Here is a 17,990-nt window from a genome sequence, read left to right as displayed (position 1 = left end):
TTTATATAAGTATCTTTTTCGATATCTACTAAATTAAAGCTAGAAAAACTAAAGCCATCTATTATCTAAACATATATATATTAAATTTGTATAGTGGCTTACGTATATTTACAGAAAATGTAAATTAATTTAAAGATATTGCTATTTCTTTAAATTTGAAAGTTTCATATAATTATAGAGGCACGATAATTGAATAGAAAGTGAGAGGTAAGGGCTCCTGTTTTTTAGTAATTAATTTTTCTCTAAATTTATTTAAAGGATGTTGATGAAATGAAGTTGCAAAAGAGGAAGTATAGGCGTTGGACAAGCATATTTATGACGTCCCTTTTATTAGTGGGAACGTTTTTGCCTAGTGGTTTAACCAATAGAGCTCAAGCAGCAATTGCTGATCATGTAGTGATTAGTCAGGTTTATGGCGGCGGAGGTAACTCTGGTGCTACATTTACAAATGATTTTATTGAGCTTTATAACCCAACTGATAGCGATGTTGTCTTAGATGGCTGGTCAGTTCAGTACGCTAGCTCGACAGGAAGTGGTTGGACTTCAACACCATTAAACGGAGCTATAAAAGCTCACGGTTTTTATTTAATTCAAGAGGCAGCTGGTACTTCAGTAACAGATAAACCATTACCAACTCCAGATAAAACAGGAGCTATAACGATGGCTGCTGGTGCGGCAAAAATAGCATTAGTAAATACTTCTACTTTACTTACAGGTACAAACCCAAGTAGTGGTAGTATTGTTGATTTTGTAGGTTATGGAAGTGGTACAAATGCGTTTGAAGGGACGGGCCCAACGAGTCCATCACTTACTAGTACGTTAAGTGCACAACGTAGACCTTATGCAAATGTGGCACCTGCTGCTGGCAAAGGAAATGCATGGGATACGAATGACAATTTAAATGACTTTGTTGCAGCACTGCCTGTTCCAAAAAACAGTGCTAGCCCAACAGAAATTCCAATGGTTTCGAACAAAAGTTTACAACCTGTTGGAAACAATATTCAGTTTACATTAAAAGATTCTACGGGTAATTTAACAGGTAACACTGGAACTGTATCAAGTAATGCAATTATAAATGTATATGACAGTTCATCTAAAGGTACTAAGTTAATGACAGGCAATGCATCTTCAAATGGTAGCTTTGATCTAAGCTTCAGCGCAGGGCAAACGCTTGCTTCTGTATATGTAACTGCCACAGAAATTGGTAGAGAAGAAAGTGACGCAGTTGAAATCCAAGCTGCAATTGAAAGCGCTTCTCTTAATGATACGAAATTAAGTTATATGATTGACAGTAATAATGTAGGTACGTTAATTGGGAATGCAGGTGCTGGAGTATCCGGCTCAATCATCAATGTATATCCTAATTCTACTGCGACAAAAACTGAAAGATTATTAACTCAGGAAGTTAAAGTAAGCGCTACAGGTGCATTTTCTACAACTTTTAACAATGCGCCTACAACAGTTTACGTTACACAACAATCAATCACCAACAAAGGAATAAAACTTGAAAGTGTTCCAGTATCAGTTACGAAAACTTCAACAGAAGCAATCACTAAACTAAATGAAGTTCGTGCTTCTGATGCAAAAGGTCAACCTGTAAACCTTAACAAGTTTTTTACAGTTGAAGGGGTAGCAACGGTAGATAATGGAGTTTTAGGAACACAAAAACAAAACTTCTATCTTCAAGACGAAACTGGAGGAATCAATGTATTCCATACTTCATTTGATTCAGGTTTCACAGTCGTTAAAGGAGACAAGCTACGCGTTACTGGTAAAGTAATTTATTACAATGGATTAACTGAATTCGAACCGACATCGATTGTAAAAATCAGTGAAGGAAACGTAGTACCAGTTGCAAAAGATTTAACGATTCTTGATTTAACAACGTTCACTGTTGCAGAGCCTCTTGAAGGTAGTCTTGTTACAGTAACTGGAAAAGTTTCAGCAACTGCAAGTACACCTCCGAATTACAATGTGACTTTTGTTGATGAAAATAATAAAGCAACGACACTAAGAATCATGGATAAAACAGGAATTATACCAGATACAGATCTAGTAGTTGGAAAGAGTTATACAGTTACTGGGGTATTAGGTCAATATACAACAAATGCTTCAGCAACAAGCGGATATCAAGTTTATCCTCGTAATGTGAAAGATATTGCACCAATTTTAAGCATTACCCATGTTCCTCTTTCACAGGAATATAAGGATACAAATATTGAATTTGAAGCAATTGCAGATGGAGCAGAATCTGTAAAAGTTTTTTATAGAGCAAAAGGCACAACAGATTATACAGAAATACCAATGGCTAAAGGTAGTGAAGGACGTTATACAACAATACTTGATGCAAGTAAAGTACCTGCAAATGGATTTGAGTATTATATTGAAGCAAAAGCAGGTGCAAAAGTACAAAGCTCTGGTACAAGTACAACTCCTTATTCTGTAACTTTAATTGAAGATCAAGAGGGACCGATTTTCAGCGGTGAAACACCTCAAGATAAAACAAAAGTTGAAAGTTCTCATCCAGAAATTTCTGTTTTAATGAATGATCCTAGCGGAGTAAATGTAAACTCTGTTCAATTATGGTTTGATAATAAAGAAATCAATGCTTCTGAAGCTGTCATCAGTAAAAGCCAAGTTAAATACACTTCGGCTGGGGATATCGACCTTGGACTTCATACTGTAAAAGTAAAAGCAGTGGACATGAAGGGGAATAGTAGTGAAAAACAATGGACTTTTGAAGTAGTACCTCGTTTTAAAGGTGGAAATCACTACCGTGGTACAACTCATAACCATACGAATATTTCACACGATGCTTCTGGTACTCCGGAAGAAGCTTTAAAAGCTGGTAAATCACATAATTATGATTGGTTTGCATTCTCTGATCACTCACATGATATTGACCCTACAAAGTTAGGACAAGATACAGTTGATCATAAAGGTATGCCTGAGCGTACTGGTGGAGATCAATGGCAATTAACGAAGGACTTAGCAAAGCAATATACAAAAAATGGAGACTATGTTGTATTTCCTGCATTTGAAATGACTTCAACAACTTGGGGACATTCAAATATATTTGGAACAGAAAACTTCATTGATCGAAATATTAATGGGAAGCAATATCAAGATTTAAACAAATATTACGCTTGGGTTTTAACGTATGATGATATCGTTGGTCAATTTAACCATCCAGATATGTCAGCAAATGCGTTTAATAACTTCAAGCCATATGATAAAAACTTAGATAAATTGTTTACGATGTTAGAGGTAGGTAACGGTTCTGGTCACTATGGATATGCAAATGCTGATAAAAAGTTTTATTCAGCACTAGATTTAGGTTGGCATGTTGCTCCGACATATGGTGAAGACAATCATGAAGGTACATGGGGACAAACAAATGCACGTACTGTAATCGTAGCGGATGATCTTTCTCAAGATTCATTAATGCATTCGATGAAAAATATGCGCGTTTATATGGAAGAAGATCCAAACTTTACATTAGATGTACTAGCAAATGGATATTATATGGGATCAACTGTTGATAGCAAAACACTTAATTTTGATATCTCAGGAAGTGATTTAGTAGCTGAAAATCATAATGATAGTGACTATAGTTACTTACCAGCTAGCTATAAATCAGATGATCGAATTGCAAAAGTAGAATTAATATCAAATGGTGGAAAAGTAGTTGATTCGTACGAACCAATGACAAAAGATTTTACTTGGAAACCTTCATATACGGTTAATAGTGGACAACAGTGGTTTGTTGTTAAAGTAACTCAAATGGATGGCGAAAAAATTTATTCTTCTCCAATCTGGTCAAAAGAAGAATCAGTTGACGTAAAAGTAAATGGAATCGATGTAGTTGGAGATGTGATCGTAGGTGATAATCCAGCAACATTAAAAGCAACAGTTGCAAATAATGGAACTCAAACAATCAATAACTTAAAAGTAGATTTCTATTATGATAGCGTTGACCAAACACATTTTATTGGAACAAATAATATTTCATCAATCCTATCAAAGAACTCAGCTTCCGCATCTGCAACATGGAATAGTCCAATTAAAGGAGACCATCAGATTATTGCTGTTGTCACATCCAATGATGGACTAGATATTGGAGATGTTAAGTATTCCTTACCAGTAACAATAAAAGAACCATTAGGTATCAAAGTATTAATCGATGCTTATCACGGGAATGAAAATACTAGTGGTGATGGTGGTACTTACAAAGATAACTTAAAATCTTACACACTTCAGCTTCAAAAAGAAGGATATAAAGTAGTAGAAAATAAACAAGTTATTACAGATGCAGTGCTAAGCGATGTTCAAGTGTTAATGATCACAGCACCTAAAACGGCATTATCTGCAGATGAAAGAGCAGCGGTAGCAAAATTTGTGAAGAACGGTGGATCGTTATTACTAACAAGTAAGAGTAATAATAGTTCAGATCCAACAATCAGTAATCCGTTATTAGGTGACATTGGTACAGCAATTCGAATTAATAATGATGGGGTATTTGATGACAGTAAAACAGGAAACTTCTGGGGTGATCCAAAATTATCACCATATGCGGTAAGAATTCATCCAGGATTAGTTTCAAATTATATTACTGACAGAGTACCATTCATTGATTATTACAGTGGTGTAAGTCTTGTAGGAGAAAATAATCAGCCTCTTGTACAAAGTGGAAAGGTTGTTATCCTAGGCAAAGGAAATGAAACCACATATGAAGGAAATATAAAAGGTGGATATACGTATGATTCAGTATCAGATGAAACTGGTGGATCAGCTATTCCATTAATTGCATCAGAGGAAATCGGTGATAAAGGACGTATTATTGTATCAGGAATGAACATCTTTAATGACAAACAAATGGATGAATCATTTGAACCGAAAGGGAATAATGAGTTTTCACTTAATGCAGTAAATTGGCTAGCTCATCGAGAAACAAAGGTTTCGAATATAGCTGATGTACGTAATTTAGAAGATGATAAAGAAGCTGTCATTGAAGGAACAGTAACGACAGCAGCAGGTGTATTCTTCGATGCGTTTTATATTCAAGATGCAACAGGCGGAATTATGGCATTTAAAGAAGCTCCTGAAGGCTCTTTAAAATTAGGCGATAAAGTTCGTGTATATGGACATGTAAAAACATTCGAGAATAATAAAGAGTTCGAATTTGATAGTTTTGATAAAGACGTAATCAAAATTGGAGAAACAACACCGATTACCCCAAAAGAAGTAGAGACTGGTAAAGCGACAGCGGATGAAAACCAAGGGCTTCTAGTAAAAGTAAAAGGTAAAGTCGTTTCAAAATATGATGAAAATTCATATGTAATTGATGATGGTTCAGGAAAAACACTAGTATTTACGGATGGTTATATCGTTAACCAAAGTGGACCAGTCCCAGTTCTCAAGGTTGGAGACACACTTGAAGCAGTAGGATTATCAGGCAAATTTACTGAAGGTAACCGAATACGAGTTCGTGATACAAAGGAATTAGTAGGATCGGATACATCTAGTCCGGATGCGCCTATTGTCAGTTCTTTAACTGATAAAGATGAAACAATTAGTGGTACAGCAGAAGCTGGAGCAAAAGTGATTGCAAAAGTTGATGGGAAAATAATTGGTCAAGCGACAGCTGATCAAACTGGTAAATATGAAATCAACATTTCAAAACTAGCAGCTGGTACAATAGTTACAGTAAATGTAGTTGATGAGAGTGGTAATGCTAGTGAAATAACAGAAGTAATTGTAATTGACGCTACTGCACCAGTAGCACCTGTTATAAACGAAGTAAAAGATTATGATACAAATGTTACTGGAACAGCAGAAGCTGGATCGGTTATTATTGTGACTGCTGAAAATGTTCTACTTGGTCAAGGAGTAGCTAACCAAGAAGGTAGATTCAATATTACGTTAAACTCTAAGCAAAAAGCGGGTACAATCGTTTCTGTACAATCAATTGACCAAGCGGGCAACAGAAGTGCTCAAACTCAAATTACTGTTGTTGATGCAACTGCACCAGCAGCACCTGTTGTAACTGAAATTAAAGATTATGGAACTGTAATTGGTAAAGCAGAAGTTGGAGCTACAATAACGGTTTCTGCAGGAAGTACGATACTTGGTAAAGGCACAGTAAACCAAGACGGTAATTTCTCAATTTTATTAAGTACAAAACAAAAAATAGGAACGGTTCTTTCAATTGTTGCGGTGGATAATGCAGGAAACAAAAGTTCTGTGACAAGTGTGACTGTAAAAGACACAACTCCTCCTGACTCGCCGGTTGTAAAGGGCAAGATTAAAGACAATGATAAAAAAATAATGGGAACAGCAGAAGCGAATTCATTTGTCATTGTAAAAAGTGGCAATACAATCATCGGTTCAGATACTGCGGATTCTAAAGGTAAGTTTACATTAGATATTGCAAGACAGAATATAGGAACAGTATTATATGTCATAGCAATTGATGATGAAGGAAATGAAAGTACTCCTACAAAAGTAATTGTTGAAAAATAAAAGAAAGTACCCCTAAGTATATACTTAGGGGTATTTTTTCGTAGAAAGACCAAAACAAATTGCTTAAAAAATCGTTATTCATTTTTAAATTAATTATTATAATAGTCCCGCGATAAAAAATGAATGACCTTTAAAACTTAAGGGTTTTCCTATTACGTTTGTGGAGATTTATGAAAGGAGATAACCACTAAAACTATTCTAGAATCATGAATATTCTAAATAGTTAAAAAACTACTAGACTGATATTTCCTTATACTATACAATCTACTTAGTTGGAATAATCTAGCAAACAACTATAAAATAGGAGTGATTAGTATCATGAAAAAATTATCAAAACGTAATGTACTAATGACATCATTGTCAGCAGCGTTAGTAGCGACTGCTGTATCACCAGCTGTAATCAGTGCAGCAACAGTTAAACTATCAGTTAAAAAAGTAACCGTTGTAAACACAAAAACGGTATTAGTAGAGTTTAATAAGGCTGTTAATAAGACATCTGCTTCAAAAGCTAGCAACTATGTATTCGCTAAAGGTTCTGGCGTAACGGTAACGAAGGTTACTTTATCAGGAAATAAAGCGATTTTAACAGTTAAAGGTGCTGATATTAAGACTGCTTCATTTAAAGCGGGATTAACAGTTTCAAATGTTAAAGATAATAAAGGCAAAGTCATGAGTAAATATAAAACAAATGTTGCCTTTACAATCGCTGTAAAATCAGTAGCATTCACAAAGGTTCAAACTCTTGATACAGATAAAAATGGGAAATTAGACTCAATTGCTGTTACTTTTTCAAGAGCAGTTACTGAAGTTGATAAAGCTGATTTCGCGGTAGCAGGATATACGGTAACAAATGCTTCAACTAGGGGTGTAGTGACAACGCTTACACTTGAAGAAAAAGACACAAATGATCTTAGTGCAAAACCAGCAGTATCATTTGTTGGTGAAGTAAAGTCTTCAGGTAAATCGGTTAAATCTATTAAATCGGTTGCAACTACAACTGGTTTCATTGTAGTTAACTTAGGTGGAGAAAACTTCGCATTTACTGCAGAACAAAATTTCTTTGTAAATGCAAAACTGCCTGAAACATTTACAAGACCAGCTGGATCACAGCTTCGATTCAAAGTACTTATTACAAAAGATGGTGTACCTGTTAAAAACTTAACATTTGTTTACTTAGGTGGAATAAATTCAACGACAAACGCTCAAGGTGTAGCGTATGTTCCAGAGAAGGAAGAAGTAAGTGATTTATCACTAACTTTATTAAAAATGCCAGAGGGCTATAAAGTACCGTTTACAATTACACTTCCATCTGCTGGAAACTATGAAATTAAAGCAGAGTTAGTAGACCATAATGCAAATGATACACCTGTACAAGGTGCAGAGTATAAATACCTTTTAAAATAATAAATAAAGACATGGAGAAGCTAAAGGAAACGAATTCCTTTAGCTTTTTTTAATTATACTACCAAGTTACTATTTTCTATTTTATCCTAGTCATATTCTCGAGTATTGCTAATACATTAATAGTAGAAAGAATATATTAGCGGTAGGGTGTGAATAGATGGGACCAAAAAAACAAAGCCAACTAGGATTCTTTTTAATTACGACAGGACTACTAGTCTTATTAGTTAGTTCATTAGCTTACTATAAGTTTTCCTCAACAGTTAGTACGAGCCCTTACACAACCATACAGCTAGATTTATCAAATAAGGAAATAACCAAAACAACAGACTTAATTTATTTAAAAGAAAAAGAAAAAAACGGTACGAAGTATGAAATACAGCACATCTTAAAAAACACTGGAAAACATGATATTAGTCACATTACATTGGAAGGTCTTCTCTTACAAAAAAACAATCAAAATGAAGCCCAATATATTTACATTCAAAGCATTCAATTTGGAGACCAGCTATATACACCAAAATATATGAAATACCTAGGCTTCGATCAAAACCGTGATGATAAAATTTCACTATATGAATTTACAATGAATGAGTTTCCATTAGGAAGTTTAATAAAAAACCAAGAGCGCAAATTTGTTATTAAAGGAGTATACGAAAAAGGTTTACCTCCATTTAATAGTGACAATAAAGAATCCAGAATATTAATGGATTTAACCTATACTGTAGATTAATTTATGTAGGAGTTTAGCAGTTGTGCTAGACTCTTTTTTGTTTTGAAAATGCTAGATTCTATATCGTCTAATTTTTGCAAAAAGATGAACATGATAGAATAACCTGCATACGATAATAGAACAGGAATTAGATTAAGTATGGTTGCTGCAATAAAGTGCGGTGGCGCTACTAGAAGGTAGAGGATAGATGAAAGTATTAGGTAAGATAATTAATATCCTATTGGTTGTTATTTTACTTGTAATGTCATATGTCGTAGTAGAAACAAAGATTAAAGGACAGCTTCCGACTCTATTTAAACATCAAGTATATTATGTACAATCAGGCTCAATGGAACCTACACTCAAAACTGGATCTATAATACTTGTAAAAAAACGAACAGATCAGGCAAAACTTACAACTGGTGATATTATTACTTTCAGAATGCCGTATAATAACCAAATTCTTGTAACACATAGAATAAATGAAATTGTTAAAAATGATGGACAAGTATACTATCGTACTAAAGGTGATGCAAACAAAGTACAGGATCCTTGGATAATTGATAAAAACAGTATTGTATCCATATATAGTGGAGTAACGATTCCGTTTGTAGGTTATTTTTTCAAAGAAATTCATAGTAGTTTTAGTATTTATGTTTTACTCATTATTTTAGGGATAATTCTTATAACATATGGGATTAGATTGTTTAGAAAAAATTAAATGAGTAAAGAAAATAACAATTCAAATTGGACAGCAAGTGATGGGCATTTTCAAGAAGTTTAAATTTTTTTAATAAGATATAAACATATTGAGAGTTAATTAGTATAAAAGTATAAAAAAACCACTTCATTTAAATGAAGTGATTTTTTTTATGCTTGAACATGTCTCAATATAAGACCTGAATTAGTTTATTGATTTTTTGTCATCATTTGCTGAGGCTTTATCTTACTACCTTGAATCGTACTAACTCGATTCGCAATTGTTTTTCCTAATCGCATACTTGGGACCTCAATAAACTTCCAAGTAATATATGCTACCAATATCGAAAGTACGATAGTAATTAAGAAAATGCTCCAGAATGGCAGAGTATAATAAAAAAGATGAATACAGCTTAAAAGAACTAATGGGTGATATAAGTATAGGCTGAATGAAATTTTTCCAACGAAGTTGATAGGTTTAAACATTAATACATTCTCAGCTTTTGACGATCCAATCGCTATAATAAAGAAGCCAATAGCACCTAAGCCCATTCCATATTCCTGCATAATTAATCCGAATTTTGTAAATGCACTAATTCTCGTTAATTCATAAAGATCAAAAATTGCTAAACCAGAGAAGTTAAAAAGTAAGATGGATATTAGCAAAAATATTATTTTATTTATTCGCTTTAGATTTTGAAAAAAACCAATGGCTTCAGTTCTATGCTTTGCCAAAAGTACGCCCATAATAAATAGTGAAAGGTAAGATAAAGTATCAATATAAGAAATATGAAATCCGTTTGATTTTTCTAAATGGAATACAATATCTAGTGCTTTTACGCTAGTTAAAGCAATACAAATTAGCACACTTATTTTCCAGTCTAAACGTTTTATAATTAGAACTACAAAAGGAAAAATGAGTGCGATCCTTAGTTCGTGTATTAATGTCCAAATTACACCATTAAATGAATCGGCGTGAATATTTCCAATAAAATAGATATGTTCCAATAGCAGTTTGCCACTCAGAATTGTTTTCCATTGGCTATCAATATAGCCACTTACACTACCTATTTTATAAGATAGGAATATTTGAGATAAAATAATGGCAAATGTTATGGCAATTATGTAAGGAACATAGATTCTACATAATCTTCGGATTATGTATGAAGTGTAATTAATTTGATCTTTCTTTAAAAATGGAAGGGATAAAACAAAGCCACTTAATACGAAAAATAACATTAGAAAACCATGTCCATTCAGTACTCCGGTTGCTTTTAACAGTTTGTCAGCGGCAATAGGTATCGCTAATAATGGAATTGCATGACTTATTAATACACTCAGGGCCCCTAAACCACGAAAAGAGTCTAATTGTTCGATTCGATTTTTCATCATATTCTCTCCTAGTATTCAATTGATAATATAATTTATTCTTTATTAAGAACAAAATACCTCTTTCATAATAGGATAAATTTTACATTGTTAAATTGAATGGTAAATTAGATTGGAATTACTAAATAAATAGTTTTAGAAATAAAAAAGGAATTTGTTAAAATACAATTTAATATATATAGAATTGTTCACAAAATAAGCAAAAAAAATTATTCTATTTAAGACTCCGGAAACGTTCTGAATTATCAGAAAAAATAGTAAATCACAGTTGACTTGTTCGTTATAAAGAATTATTATGTAGACATACCCAGTCTTTATTCTTTTTTAAGCAAAGCAAATTTTTTTTAATCGTACGTTCGTTAAAAAGAACAAAATAAAAAAAAAGTGGTGGGAAATGTGGAGAACGAATTAAGTATAAAAAAAATTATGGTACTTATGAAGAAACGGATTTGGATAATTTTTGCCTTTTCTATCTTCTTTTCAACACTTGGTGGAGTTTATAGCGTATTTTTAACAAAAAAGCTATATGAAACATCTTCTAAACTGATAGTTAATGCAACCTCACCTGAAATGATGAATACACTTTTGGTCATGATTAAAGAACCTTCATTACTACAAAATGTTGTTAATGATTTGAATCTAAATATATCTTCAGAAGACTTAAGTAAACAAATTTATCCTGAAAGTATAGGAGGTTCATCAATTGTAAGAATATCGGTTGTTTATTCGGACCCTAAGTTAGCAGCGGAAATTGCAGATACCACAGCTAACGTCTTTGTAAATCAAATACCAAAAATTTTAGGATTTAAAGATACAAGACTATTATCAGATGCGCAGATTAATAATAGTCCTATAAACGCAGATTATACGAAGAAAATACTTCTTGGATTATTAGCAGGTGTAATTGCAGGTGTGGGTTTCGTTTTTCTATTAAACTTTCTTGATGACACTGTAAGATCCGAAAATGATGTTGAGGTTTTATTAGGAACTCCGGTTTTTGGTGTCATTTCAAAAATGAATAAAAAAAATACAGTACTTAAAAAGAGTGAAATGTTAAGAATTCAGGCTAAGGAGGATACTTATGCGAATAATGAACAGAAAATCATCTCACTCAACTAATAAAGTAAATTTAGTAACTGCAAATAATAAAGGTTGTAAAATTTCAGAAGAATATCGTTCAATTCGTACAAATTTTCTCTCGTCAATAAAGGATCAAGAAAGCAAAGCATTAATAGTAACTTCTCCAAATTATGGAGAAGGGAAATCGACTACGGCTGCAAACTTTGCAATTTCATTAGCGCAATTAGGGAAAAAAGTACTTCTAATCGATGCGAATCTAAGAAACTCAACACTTCATTTTTCATTTAAAAAAAGTAATTATGTTGGCTTGAGTAGCGTGCTGTTAGGTAGAACAATACTAGAGGAATCTATAATCGAATCAGAAATAATAGGGTTAGATTTATTAACAAGTGGTCCTGACCCGTTTAATCCGGCTGACCTGTTGGGATCACATTTGATGAAGACATTAATTGAGACCGCGACAGAAAAATATGACTTGGTTTTGATTGATTCTCCTCCAGCTTTAGAGTTTACAGATACAAAAATCATAGCTAATCATTGTGATGGAGTAATATTAGTCATTCAATGGGGAAAAACAAAAAGTAATGATGTAATCCATGCACAAAAAATATTATCTGATAGTACTAAATTAATGGGTGTAATTTTAAACGATAGAAAGTAGAAATGCTTCATGAAAAAATAAAAGGTTTAATATAACCTTATCGTTCTTGATTAAGAACAATAAGGTTATTCATTTCATTAATAAGTCGCAGGTGATGCCTTCTTACCGTTATCAATGAAGGCACTCGGTCATGCTGTGGGTTGAAAAACCTTAGACGCAAGTCGTCGATAGTGTGGTGTGAGGGCAGGTTAGATGCCTATTTTATATTTAAATTCTTTAACTATATTGTTTTTTATAAGACAGGATAGTTAAGGACTTTAAATCTTAATGATCTTAAGTAATTAATATTTGAAGTTTACAGATTTCTGAAATCTATAAAAAGTGGTGAGCTTTATTAGTCTAAATAGTCCTTAAGGAAAACTTAAATTGAAAAGCTAGTCAAATTAGTTACCAAAGTTGAGACCAGTGGAAAGGCAGGAGTTTTATGACATTCAAGCAGAGAGTTTCTTTTATTATTTTTATTGATTCTTTTATTGTATTAACCTCCATTTTCTTTAGTCGATTTCTAGTAAATGCAACTATCGATATTTTTACTGCTCCGATAGTCATTAGCTCGATCGCATTATTATTAAGCCATCATTTATTTTCTTTTTTATTTAAGTTATATAAGAAGGCATGGGAGTACGCAAGTATCGGAGAGTTAATTATTATTTTAAAGTCTATTACTTATTCAATATTGTGTACTGCTGTTGTACAGGAACTTTTTATTTCTGAAACGTATATCCGTATTCTTACAGTAACGTGGTTTATACATATTTTGTTAATCGGTGGAGCACGTCTATGCTGGAGGGTATATAGGGACGCATCTCATAATAACGTTGTGAATAAAAAGCGAACACTTATTATTGGTGCAGGTGCTGCTGGAACAATGGTTGCCAGACAATTATTAAATAATATTGATTCAGAGTTACTCCCTGTCGCATTTATTGACGACAATGTAAAAAAACAAAATCTTCATATTCTGGGAATTCCGGTTGTAGGTGGAGTTGATCGAATAGAAGCTGCTGTAAAAAAATATCATATTGAGAACATCATTATTGCAATACCATCTCTTCGCAAAAAGGGATTAAATATGATTTTTCAAGAGTGTACGAAAACAAAGGCTCAAACAAAGATTCTTCCAATGTTAGAGGACCTTGTCACGGGAAAGGTTTCTGTAAATCAATTCCGAGAGGTGCAAGTTGATGATTTATTAGGTCGTGAAGCTATCGAATTGGATATTGAAAAGATTTCAGATTCAATTACAAACAAAGTTGTTTTAGTTACTGGTGCAGGTGGATCAATTGGATCGGAGATATGTCGCCAAGTTTCAAAATTTAATCCAAAAACTTTAGTGTTATTGGGTCATGGTGAAAATAGCATTTATACGATTGAAATGGAATTAAAAGAACACTTTGGAAATAGTGCGATTAAATTTGTTACAGAAATTGCTGACTTACAAGATGAGATAAAAATGAAATCGGTTATGGAGAAATATCATCCAAATGTAATCTATCATACAGCTGCTCATAAACACGTACCATTAATGGAACGAAATCCAGAAGAAGCTGTTAAAAATAACCTAATTGGAACCGTAAATGTTGCAACTGCAGCTGAATTATCTGGTGTCGAAACATTTGTGATGATCTCGACTGATAAAGCAGTTAATCCAACAAGTGTTATGGGAGCAACAAAAAGGCTTGCGGAAATGATGATCCAAAATATGAATAAAAACAGCAAGACAAAGTTTGTTGCTGTTCGCTTTGGAAACGTATTAGGAAGCCGTGGTAGCGTGATTCCACTTTTTATAAAACAAATTGAAAAAGGTGGTCCAGTTACTGTAACACATCCCGATATGGTCAGATACTTTATGACAATTCCAGAGGCATCAAAATTAGTTATCCAGGCTGGTGCACTAGCCAAAGGTGGAGAAATCTTTATTTTAGACATGGGTGAGCCTGTCAAAATTGTAGATCTTGCCAAAAATTTAATAAAGCTTTCTGGCAATTCAGTTGAAGAAGTTGGAATTGAATTTACTGGAATTCGACCTGGAGAAAAGCTTTTTGAAGAACTTTTAAATGAGGAAGAAATATATGACAAGCAAGTTTATCCAAAAATTTATATTGGTAAAACAGCAAACCTATTAATTGAAGAAATCAATGAATTAATTTTAACGTATGCCAAAGAAGATAAAGAAGTTCTTAAGAATAAGTTACTAGATATTGCAAATAATCGAGTGCAGTCTCGAAAGCTAATCTCAATTTCTAGTTAATACAAAGGGGCGTATTATTCATGAAAGTAAAAAAAGCCATTATACCAGCAGCTGGATTAGGAACAAGATTTCTTCCGGCAACAAAGGCTATGCCAAAGGAAATGTTACCAATTGTGGACAAACCTACAATTCAATACATTATTGAAGAAGCAATTGAATCAGGGATAGAGGATATTATAATTGTGACTGGAAAGGGAAAAAGGGCTATTGAAGATCATTTTGACCATTCATTTGAGTTAGAGCAGAATCTGTTTGACAAGGGAAAATTTGACTTATTAACCGAGGTTCAAAAGTCATCTCAAATGGTGGATATTCATTATATCCGACAGAAAGAACCTAAAGGATTGGGCCATGCAATATGGTGCGCTCGCAAGTTTATTGGTAATGAGCCATTTGCGGTTTTATTAGGTGACGATATAGTTCAAGCTGAAAAACCTTGTTTAAAGCAAATGATCGAAAAATACGATGCACATCAAGCATCTATTATAGGGGTCAAAACGGTACCTAATGAAGATGTCTCGAGATACGGAATAGTGGATGGAGTTTTAATTAGTAATGATTTATATAAGATTAGTAATTTAGTAGAAAAACCAAATAAAGAAGATGCGCCATCAAATCTTGCCATTATGGGGCGTTATATTCTTAATCCAAGAATTTTTGAAATACTAAATAGCCAGGAGCCTGGAGCAGGAGGAGAAATTCAGCTTACAGATGCTATTAAAGGCCTAAATCAGTACGAAGACGTTTATGCATATGATTTTGAAGGTGTTCGTTATGATGTAGGAGAAAAAATAGGATTTATCAAAACAATGACAGAGTTTGCACTACAACGTGATGAACTAAAGGATGAATTATTGAAATATTTATCTGACTTGGTAGAAAAAAACAAAGTATACACAAACTAATATTTAGCAAAGTTGGTGAATATTATGAAAAAAATACTATATATAACGACCTTAAGCAGAACAATAAATGCCTTTTTAGTTCCACATATAGAAAAGCTTATTGAAGAGGGAAACATCGTTGACTGCGCTTGTTCAGTTGATATAAGTGTCGATAGAACACTTTTAGATAAAGGTGTAAAAATTTTTGACATTCCGTTTACTAGGAACCCGCTACATCCTAAGAATATTAAAGCTTTTCAAGATCTTATAAAAATACAGTCTGAAAATCATTATGATATTGTTCATGTTCATACACCTATAGCTTCCTTGTACGGCAGACTTTTAAAAGTTAAATTTCCTAAACTAAAAACGATCTATACTGTACATGGATTTCACTTTTATAAGGGAGCACCGATTGTAAACTGGAGTATCTATTATCCTATTGAAAGGATAATGGCTATTTTTACTGATACAATTATAACAATGAACTCTGAGGATTATGAAAGAGCTAGAAAGTTTAAAGTTAAGAAAACACATAAGGTCAATGGTGTGGGTGTAAATTTAAACTCATATAATCTTAGTTTATTTGATAAAAGTGCGACAAGAAAAAAGTTGAATTTGGCAATTGATGATTTTGTTATTCTGATGATTGCTGAAGTTAATCAAAATAAAAATCATAAGCAAATGATTAATGCTCTCGATATTCTTAAAAAGAGAGGAATAAATGTTAAGGTGATTTGTGCTGGTGATGGGCCATTACTTGAGGAACTAAAGAAAGATATTTTAGATAGAGAGTTAAGTGGAAACATACAGTTCTTGGGAAATAGAAGTGACATTAATGAACTTATTATAGCTTGTGACGTTGGTATATTATTGTCATTTAGAGAAGGACTACCAAGAAATATAATGGAATTAATGGCTTGTGAGAAGCCAGTTATAGGTACGGATATACGAGGTATAAAGGATCTAATAAAAGATAATGTTAATGGGTATTTAGTAAATGTTAATGATTCAATTGAAACTGCTAAAAAAATAGAAATCCTTTTTAATAACAGAGAGTTATTAGAGTCTATGGGAGTTAATGCCTATAAAATCAGTAAAGATTATGATGTAGATAATGTAATAGAAAGACTAGTAGAAGTTTATGTATAAATTAAAATATGACCTATATATGGATAATAAATTAATACAACAGAAGGATATCACAATTAATTTTCAAAATATATTAATCTTGGGAATGTTATTGTTCTTTGGTTTTACATCACTGAGATTTGGTATGTTTGGAATAGGTGAAGTTATCTTACTGTTTTTTTGTGTTACTCAAATAAACGGTCAAGAAACTGTTCTATTATCATTTAAAAAGCATATGTTCACAATATTTTGGCTCTACTATATAAGTATAATTATGATTGGTTATACAGTTAATACATTTTTAGAGATTAAGCCCCAATTGATCCATTTTGATCTTATGGCTTATACCGTAATCTTGTTTTTATGTTTTACATTTGAACTAGCTTTTAAAAGAAGCAGCTTTTCTTATTTATATAGGTTAATCCGTTTTATTTATTTTGGAGGATTAATTAGCATAGGGTTTCTGTACTTCCTTTATTTAGTTGGACTGAGAAGTTTTTCCGGCTTTTCTTTAACCTATGGAGGAGCGGATATATTTTCTCCATTTGCTAATGATTATCATCAGTTTGCCTACTTTGTTGCACCTTTACCATTTATTGGGCTATATATAGTAGCGAAAGAAAAAGGAATAATGATTAAAGTTTTATCACTCTTTGGTATTTTGTTATGCATAACGATCGGGTTAGCTACAACCTCATCTACGTTAGTTTCGGCGTGGGCACTTTCAACTTTTATATTTTGTATATTAAAGGTTTTGGAAGTATTAAAAAAATTAAATAGACCTAAAAGTATAATCTTATTTTTCTTTTGTCTGATTGTTTTAATCCTTATTTTCAATTATGAGAGTTTATTGGTTTTAGTAAATGATTTTTTTAAGGGTGATTCAAACGGCGAAAATAGGCTTGTAATTTGGAGTAATGCTATAAAAGCTTGGGAACATTCACCAATTGTTGGGTTAGGTCCGGGTTCTTTTAGTGGAACTAAAGTATTTTTTGGCTATGAAGCTCATAATACGTTTCTTCAAATACTAACTCAAGGAGGAATTTTGGGAGGTATTGCATATATACTTTTAATCTCAAAATTAACGAAAGCTACTTCTATAAATGTTTATATTTTATGCGCTGTAATTGCTTTAGTAGTATACGGATTTGGAATAAATGATTTACGAAGAACGGTTCTGTGGTTTTACTATATCTTATTCTATTATCTGAGCCTGAAGAGTGAAGAAGATAAAAGTGGTTAATTCAAGGTTAATATCGA

The 17,990-nt window shown here is 32.8% G+C and carries 11 protein-coding genes; 10 read left to right on the top strand and 1 reads right to left on the bottom strand.

The features are described 5' to 3' along the window. Positions 1–270 precede the first annotated feature (270 nt). From B7R65_RS04905 to B7R65_RS04890, 4 genes are all read left to right on the top strand, one after another. Positions 271–6,522 (top strand): Ig-like domain-containing protein, encoded by a 6,252-nt coding sequence (locus B7R65_RS04905; RefSeq protein ID WP_088041629.1) that lies wholly within the window; start codon positions 271–273, stop codon positions 6,520–6,522. Between the two features lie 318 nt (positions 6,523–6,840). After that, entirely contained in the window at positions 6,841–7,926 is a 1,086-nt protein-coding gene (locus B7R65_RS04900) for a hypothetical protein (RefSeq protein WP_088041628.1), read from the top strand. Positions 7,927–8,083: 157 nt separating this feature from the next. Then, entirely contained in the window at positions 8,084–8,656 is a 573-nt protein-coding gene (locus tag B7R65_RS04895) for a hypothetical protein (protein WP_088041627.1), read from the top strand. Between the two features lie 187 nt (positions 8,657–8,843). Beyond that, positions 8,844–9,356, top strand: coding sequence for a signal peptidase I (locus B7R65_RS04890; RefSeq protein WP_088041626.1), 513 nt, complete (start codon positions 8,844–8,846; stop codon positions 9,354–9,356). Between the two features lie 188 nt (positions 9,357–9,544). Here the strand turns inward: B7R65_RS04890 and B7R65_RS04885 are convergent, their stop codons facing one another. Then, entirely contained in the window at positions 9,545–10,723 is a 1,179-nt protein-coding gene (locus B7R65_RS04885) for an acyltransferase family protein (RefSeq protein WP_179194775.1), read from the bottom strand. A 384-nt stretch (positions 10,724–11,107) separates the two neighbouring features. Here B7R65_RS04885 and B7R65_RS04880 point away from each other — a divergent pair, with 384 nt between their 5' ends. The 6 genes from B7R65_RS04880 (at position 11,108) to B7R65_RS04855 (ending at position 17,973) form a co-directional block, all read left to right on the top strand. Next, a complete protein-coding gene (locus B7R65_RS04880; RefSeq protein WP_306298440.1) occupies positions 11,108–11,842 on the top strand; it encodes a YveK family protein in 735 nt (244 codons plus the stop codon). Then, positions 11,805–12,464: a CpsD/CapB family tyrosine-protein kinase gene (locus tag B7R65_RS04875; protein ID WP_088041623.1), complete on the top strand. Its 660-nt coding sequence runs from the start codon at positions 11,805–11,807 to the stop codon at positions 12,462–12,464. The genes B7R65_RS04880 and B7R65_RS04875 overlap by 38 nt, the downstream gene beginning before the upstream one ends. A 424-nt stretch (positions 12,465–12,888) precedes the next feature. Next, positions 12,889–14,715 carry a polysaccharide biosynthesis protein gene (locus B7R65_RS04870; RefSeq protein ID WP_088041622.1) on the top strand — a complete coding sequence of 609 codons (1,827 nt, stop codon included), beginning with the start codon at positions 12,889–12,891 and terminating at the stop codon, positions 14,713–14,715. Between the two features lie 20 nt (positions 14,716–14,735). Then, positions 14,736–15,620, top strand: coding sequence for a UTP--glucose-1-phosphate uridylyltransferase GalU (gene galU, locus B7R65_RS04865; protein WP_088041621.1), 885 nt, complete (start codon positions 14,736–14,738; stop codon positions 15,618–15,620). A 24-nt stretch (positions 15,621–15,644) separates the two neighbouring features. Beyond that, a complete protein-coding gene (locus tag B7R65_RS04860) occupies positions 15,645–16,751 on the top strand; it encodes a glycosyltransferase family 4 protein (RefSeq protein ID WP_088041620.1) in 1,107 nt (368 codons plus the stop codon). Between the two features lie 19 nt (positions 16,752–16,770). Continuing rightward, positions 16,771–17,973, top strand: coding sequence for an O-antigen ligase family protein (locus tag B7R65_RS04855; RefSeq protein ID WP_218780396.1), 1,203 nt, complete (start codon positions 16,771–16,773; stop codon positions 17,971–17,973). Positions 17,974–17,990 lie beyond the last annotated feature (17 nt).

The organism is Bacillus sp. EAC, from assembly GCF_002156875.1.
Lineage (GTDB): Bacteria > Bacillota > Bacilli > Bacillales > Bacillaceae_G > Gottfriedia.
The sequence above is the reverse complement of the archived record's forward strand: the minus strand, read 5'-3'. Positions and strand labels throughout refer to the sequence as shown.

Bases quoted from the DNA above. Each gene is read 5' to 3' on its own strand.
- B7R65_RS04905 (WP_088041629.1), top strand. From the start codon at position 271: ATGAAGTTGCAAAAGAGGAAGTATAGGCGTTGGACAAGCATATTTATG.
- B7R65_RS04900 (WP_088041628.1), top strand. From the start codon at position 6,841: ATGAAAAAATTATCAAAACGTAATGTACTAATGACATCATTGTCAGCA.
- B7R65_RS04895 (WP_088041627.1), top strand. From the start codon at position 8,084: ATGGGACCAAAAAAACAAAGCCAACTAGGATTCTTTTTAATTACGACA.
- B7R65_RS04890 (WP_088041626.1), top strand. From the start codon at position 8,844: ATGAAAGTATTAGGTAAGATAATTAATATCCTATTGGTTGTTATTTTA.
- B7R65_RS04885 (WP_179194775.1), bottom strand. From the start codon at position 10,723: ATGAAAAATCGAATCGAACAATTAGACTCTTTTCGTGGTTTAGGGGCC.
- B7R65_RS04875 (WP_088041623.1), top strand. From the start codon at position 11,805: ATGCGAATAATGAACAGAAAATCATCTCACTCAACTAATAAAGTAAAT.
- B7R65_RS04870 (WP_088041622.1), top strand. From the start codon at position 12,889: ATGACATTCAAGCAGAGAGTTTCTTTTATTATTTTTATTGATTCTTTT.
- galU (WP_088041621.1), top strand. From the start codon at position 14,736: ATGAAAGTAAAAAAAGCCATTATACCAGCAGCTGGATTAGGAACAAGA.
- B7R65_RS04860 (WP_088041620.1), top strand. From the start codon at position 15,645: ATGAAAAAAATACTATATATAACGACCTTAAGCAGAACAATAAATGCC.
- B7R65_RS04855 (WP_218780396.1), top strand. From the start codon at position 16,771: ATGGATAATAAATTAATACAACAGAAGGATATCACAATTAATTTTCAA.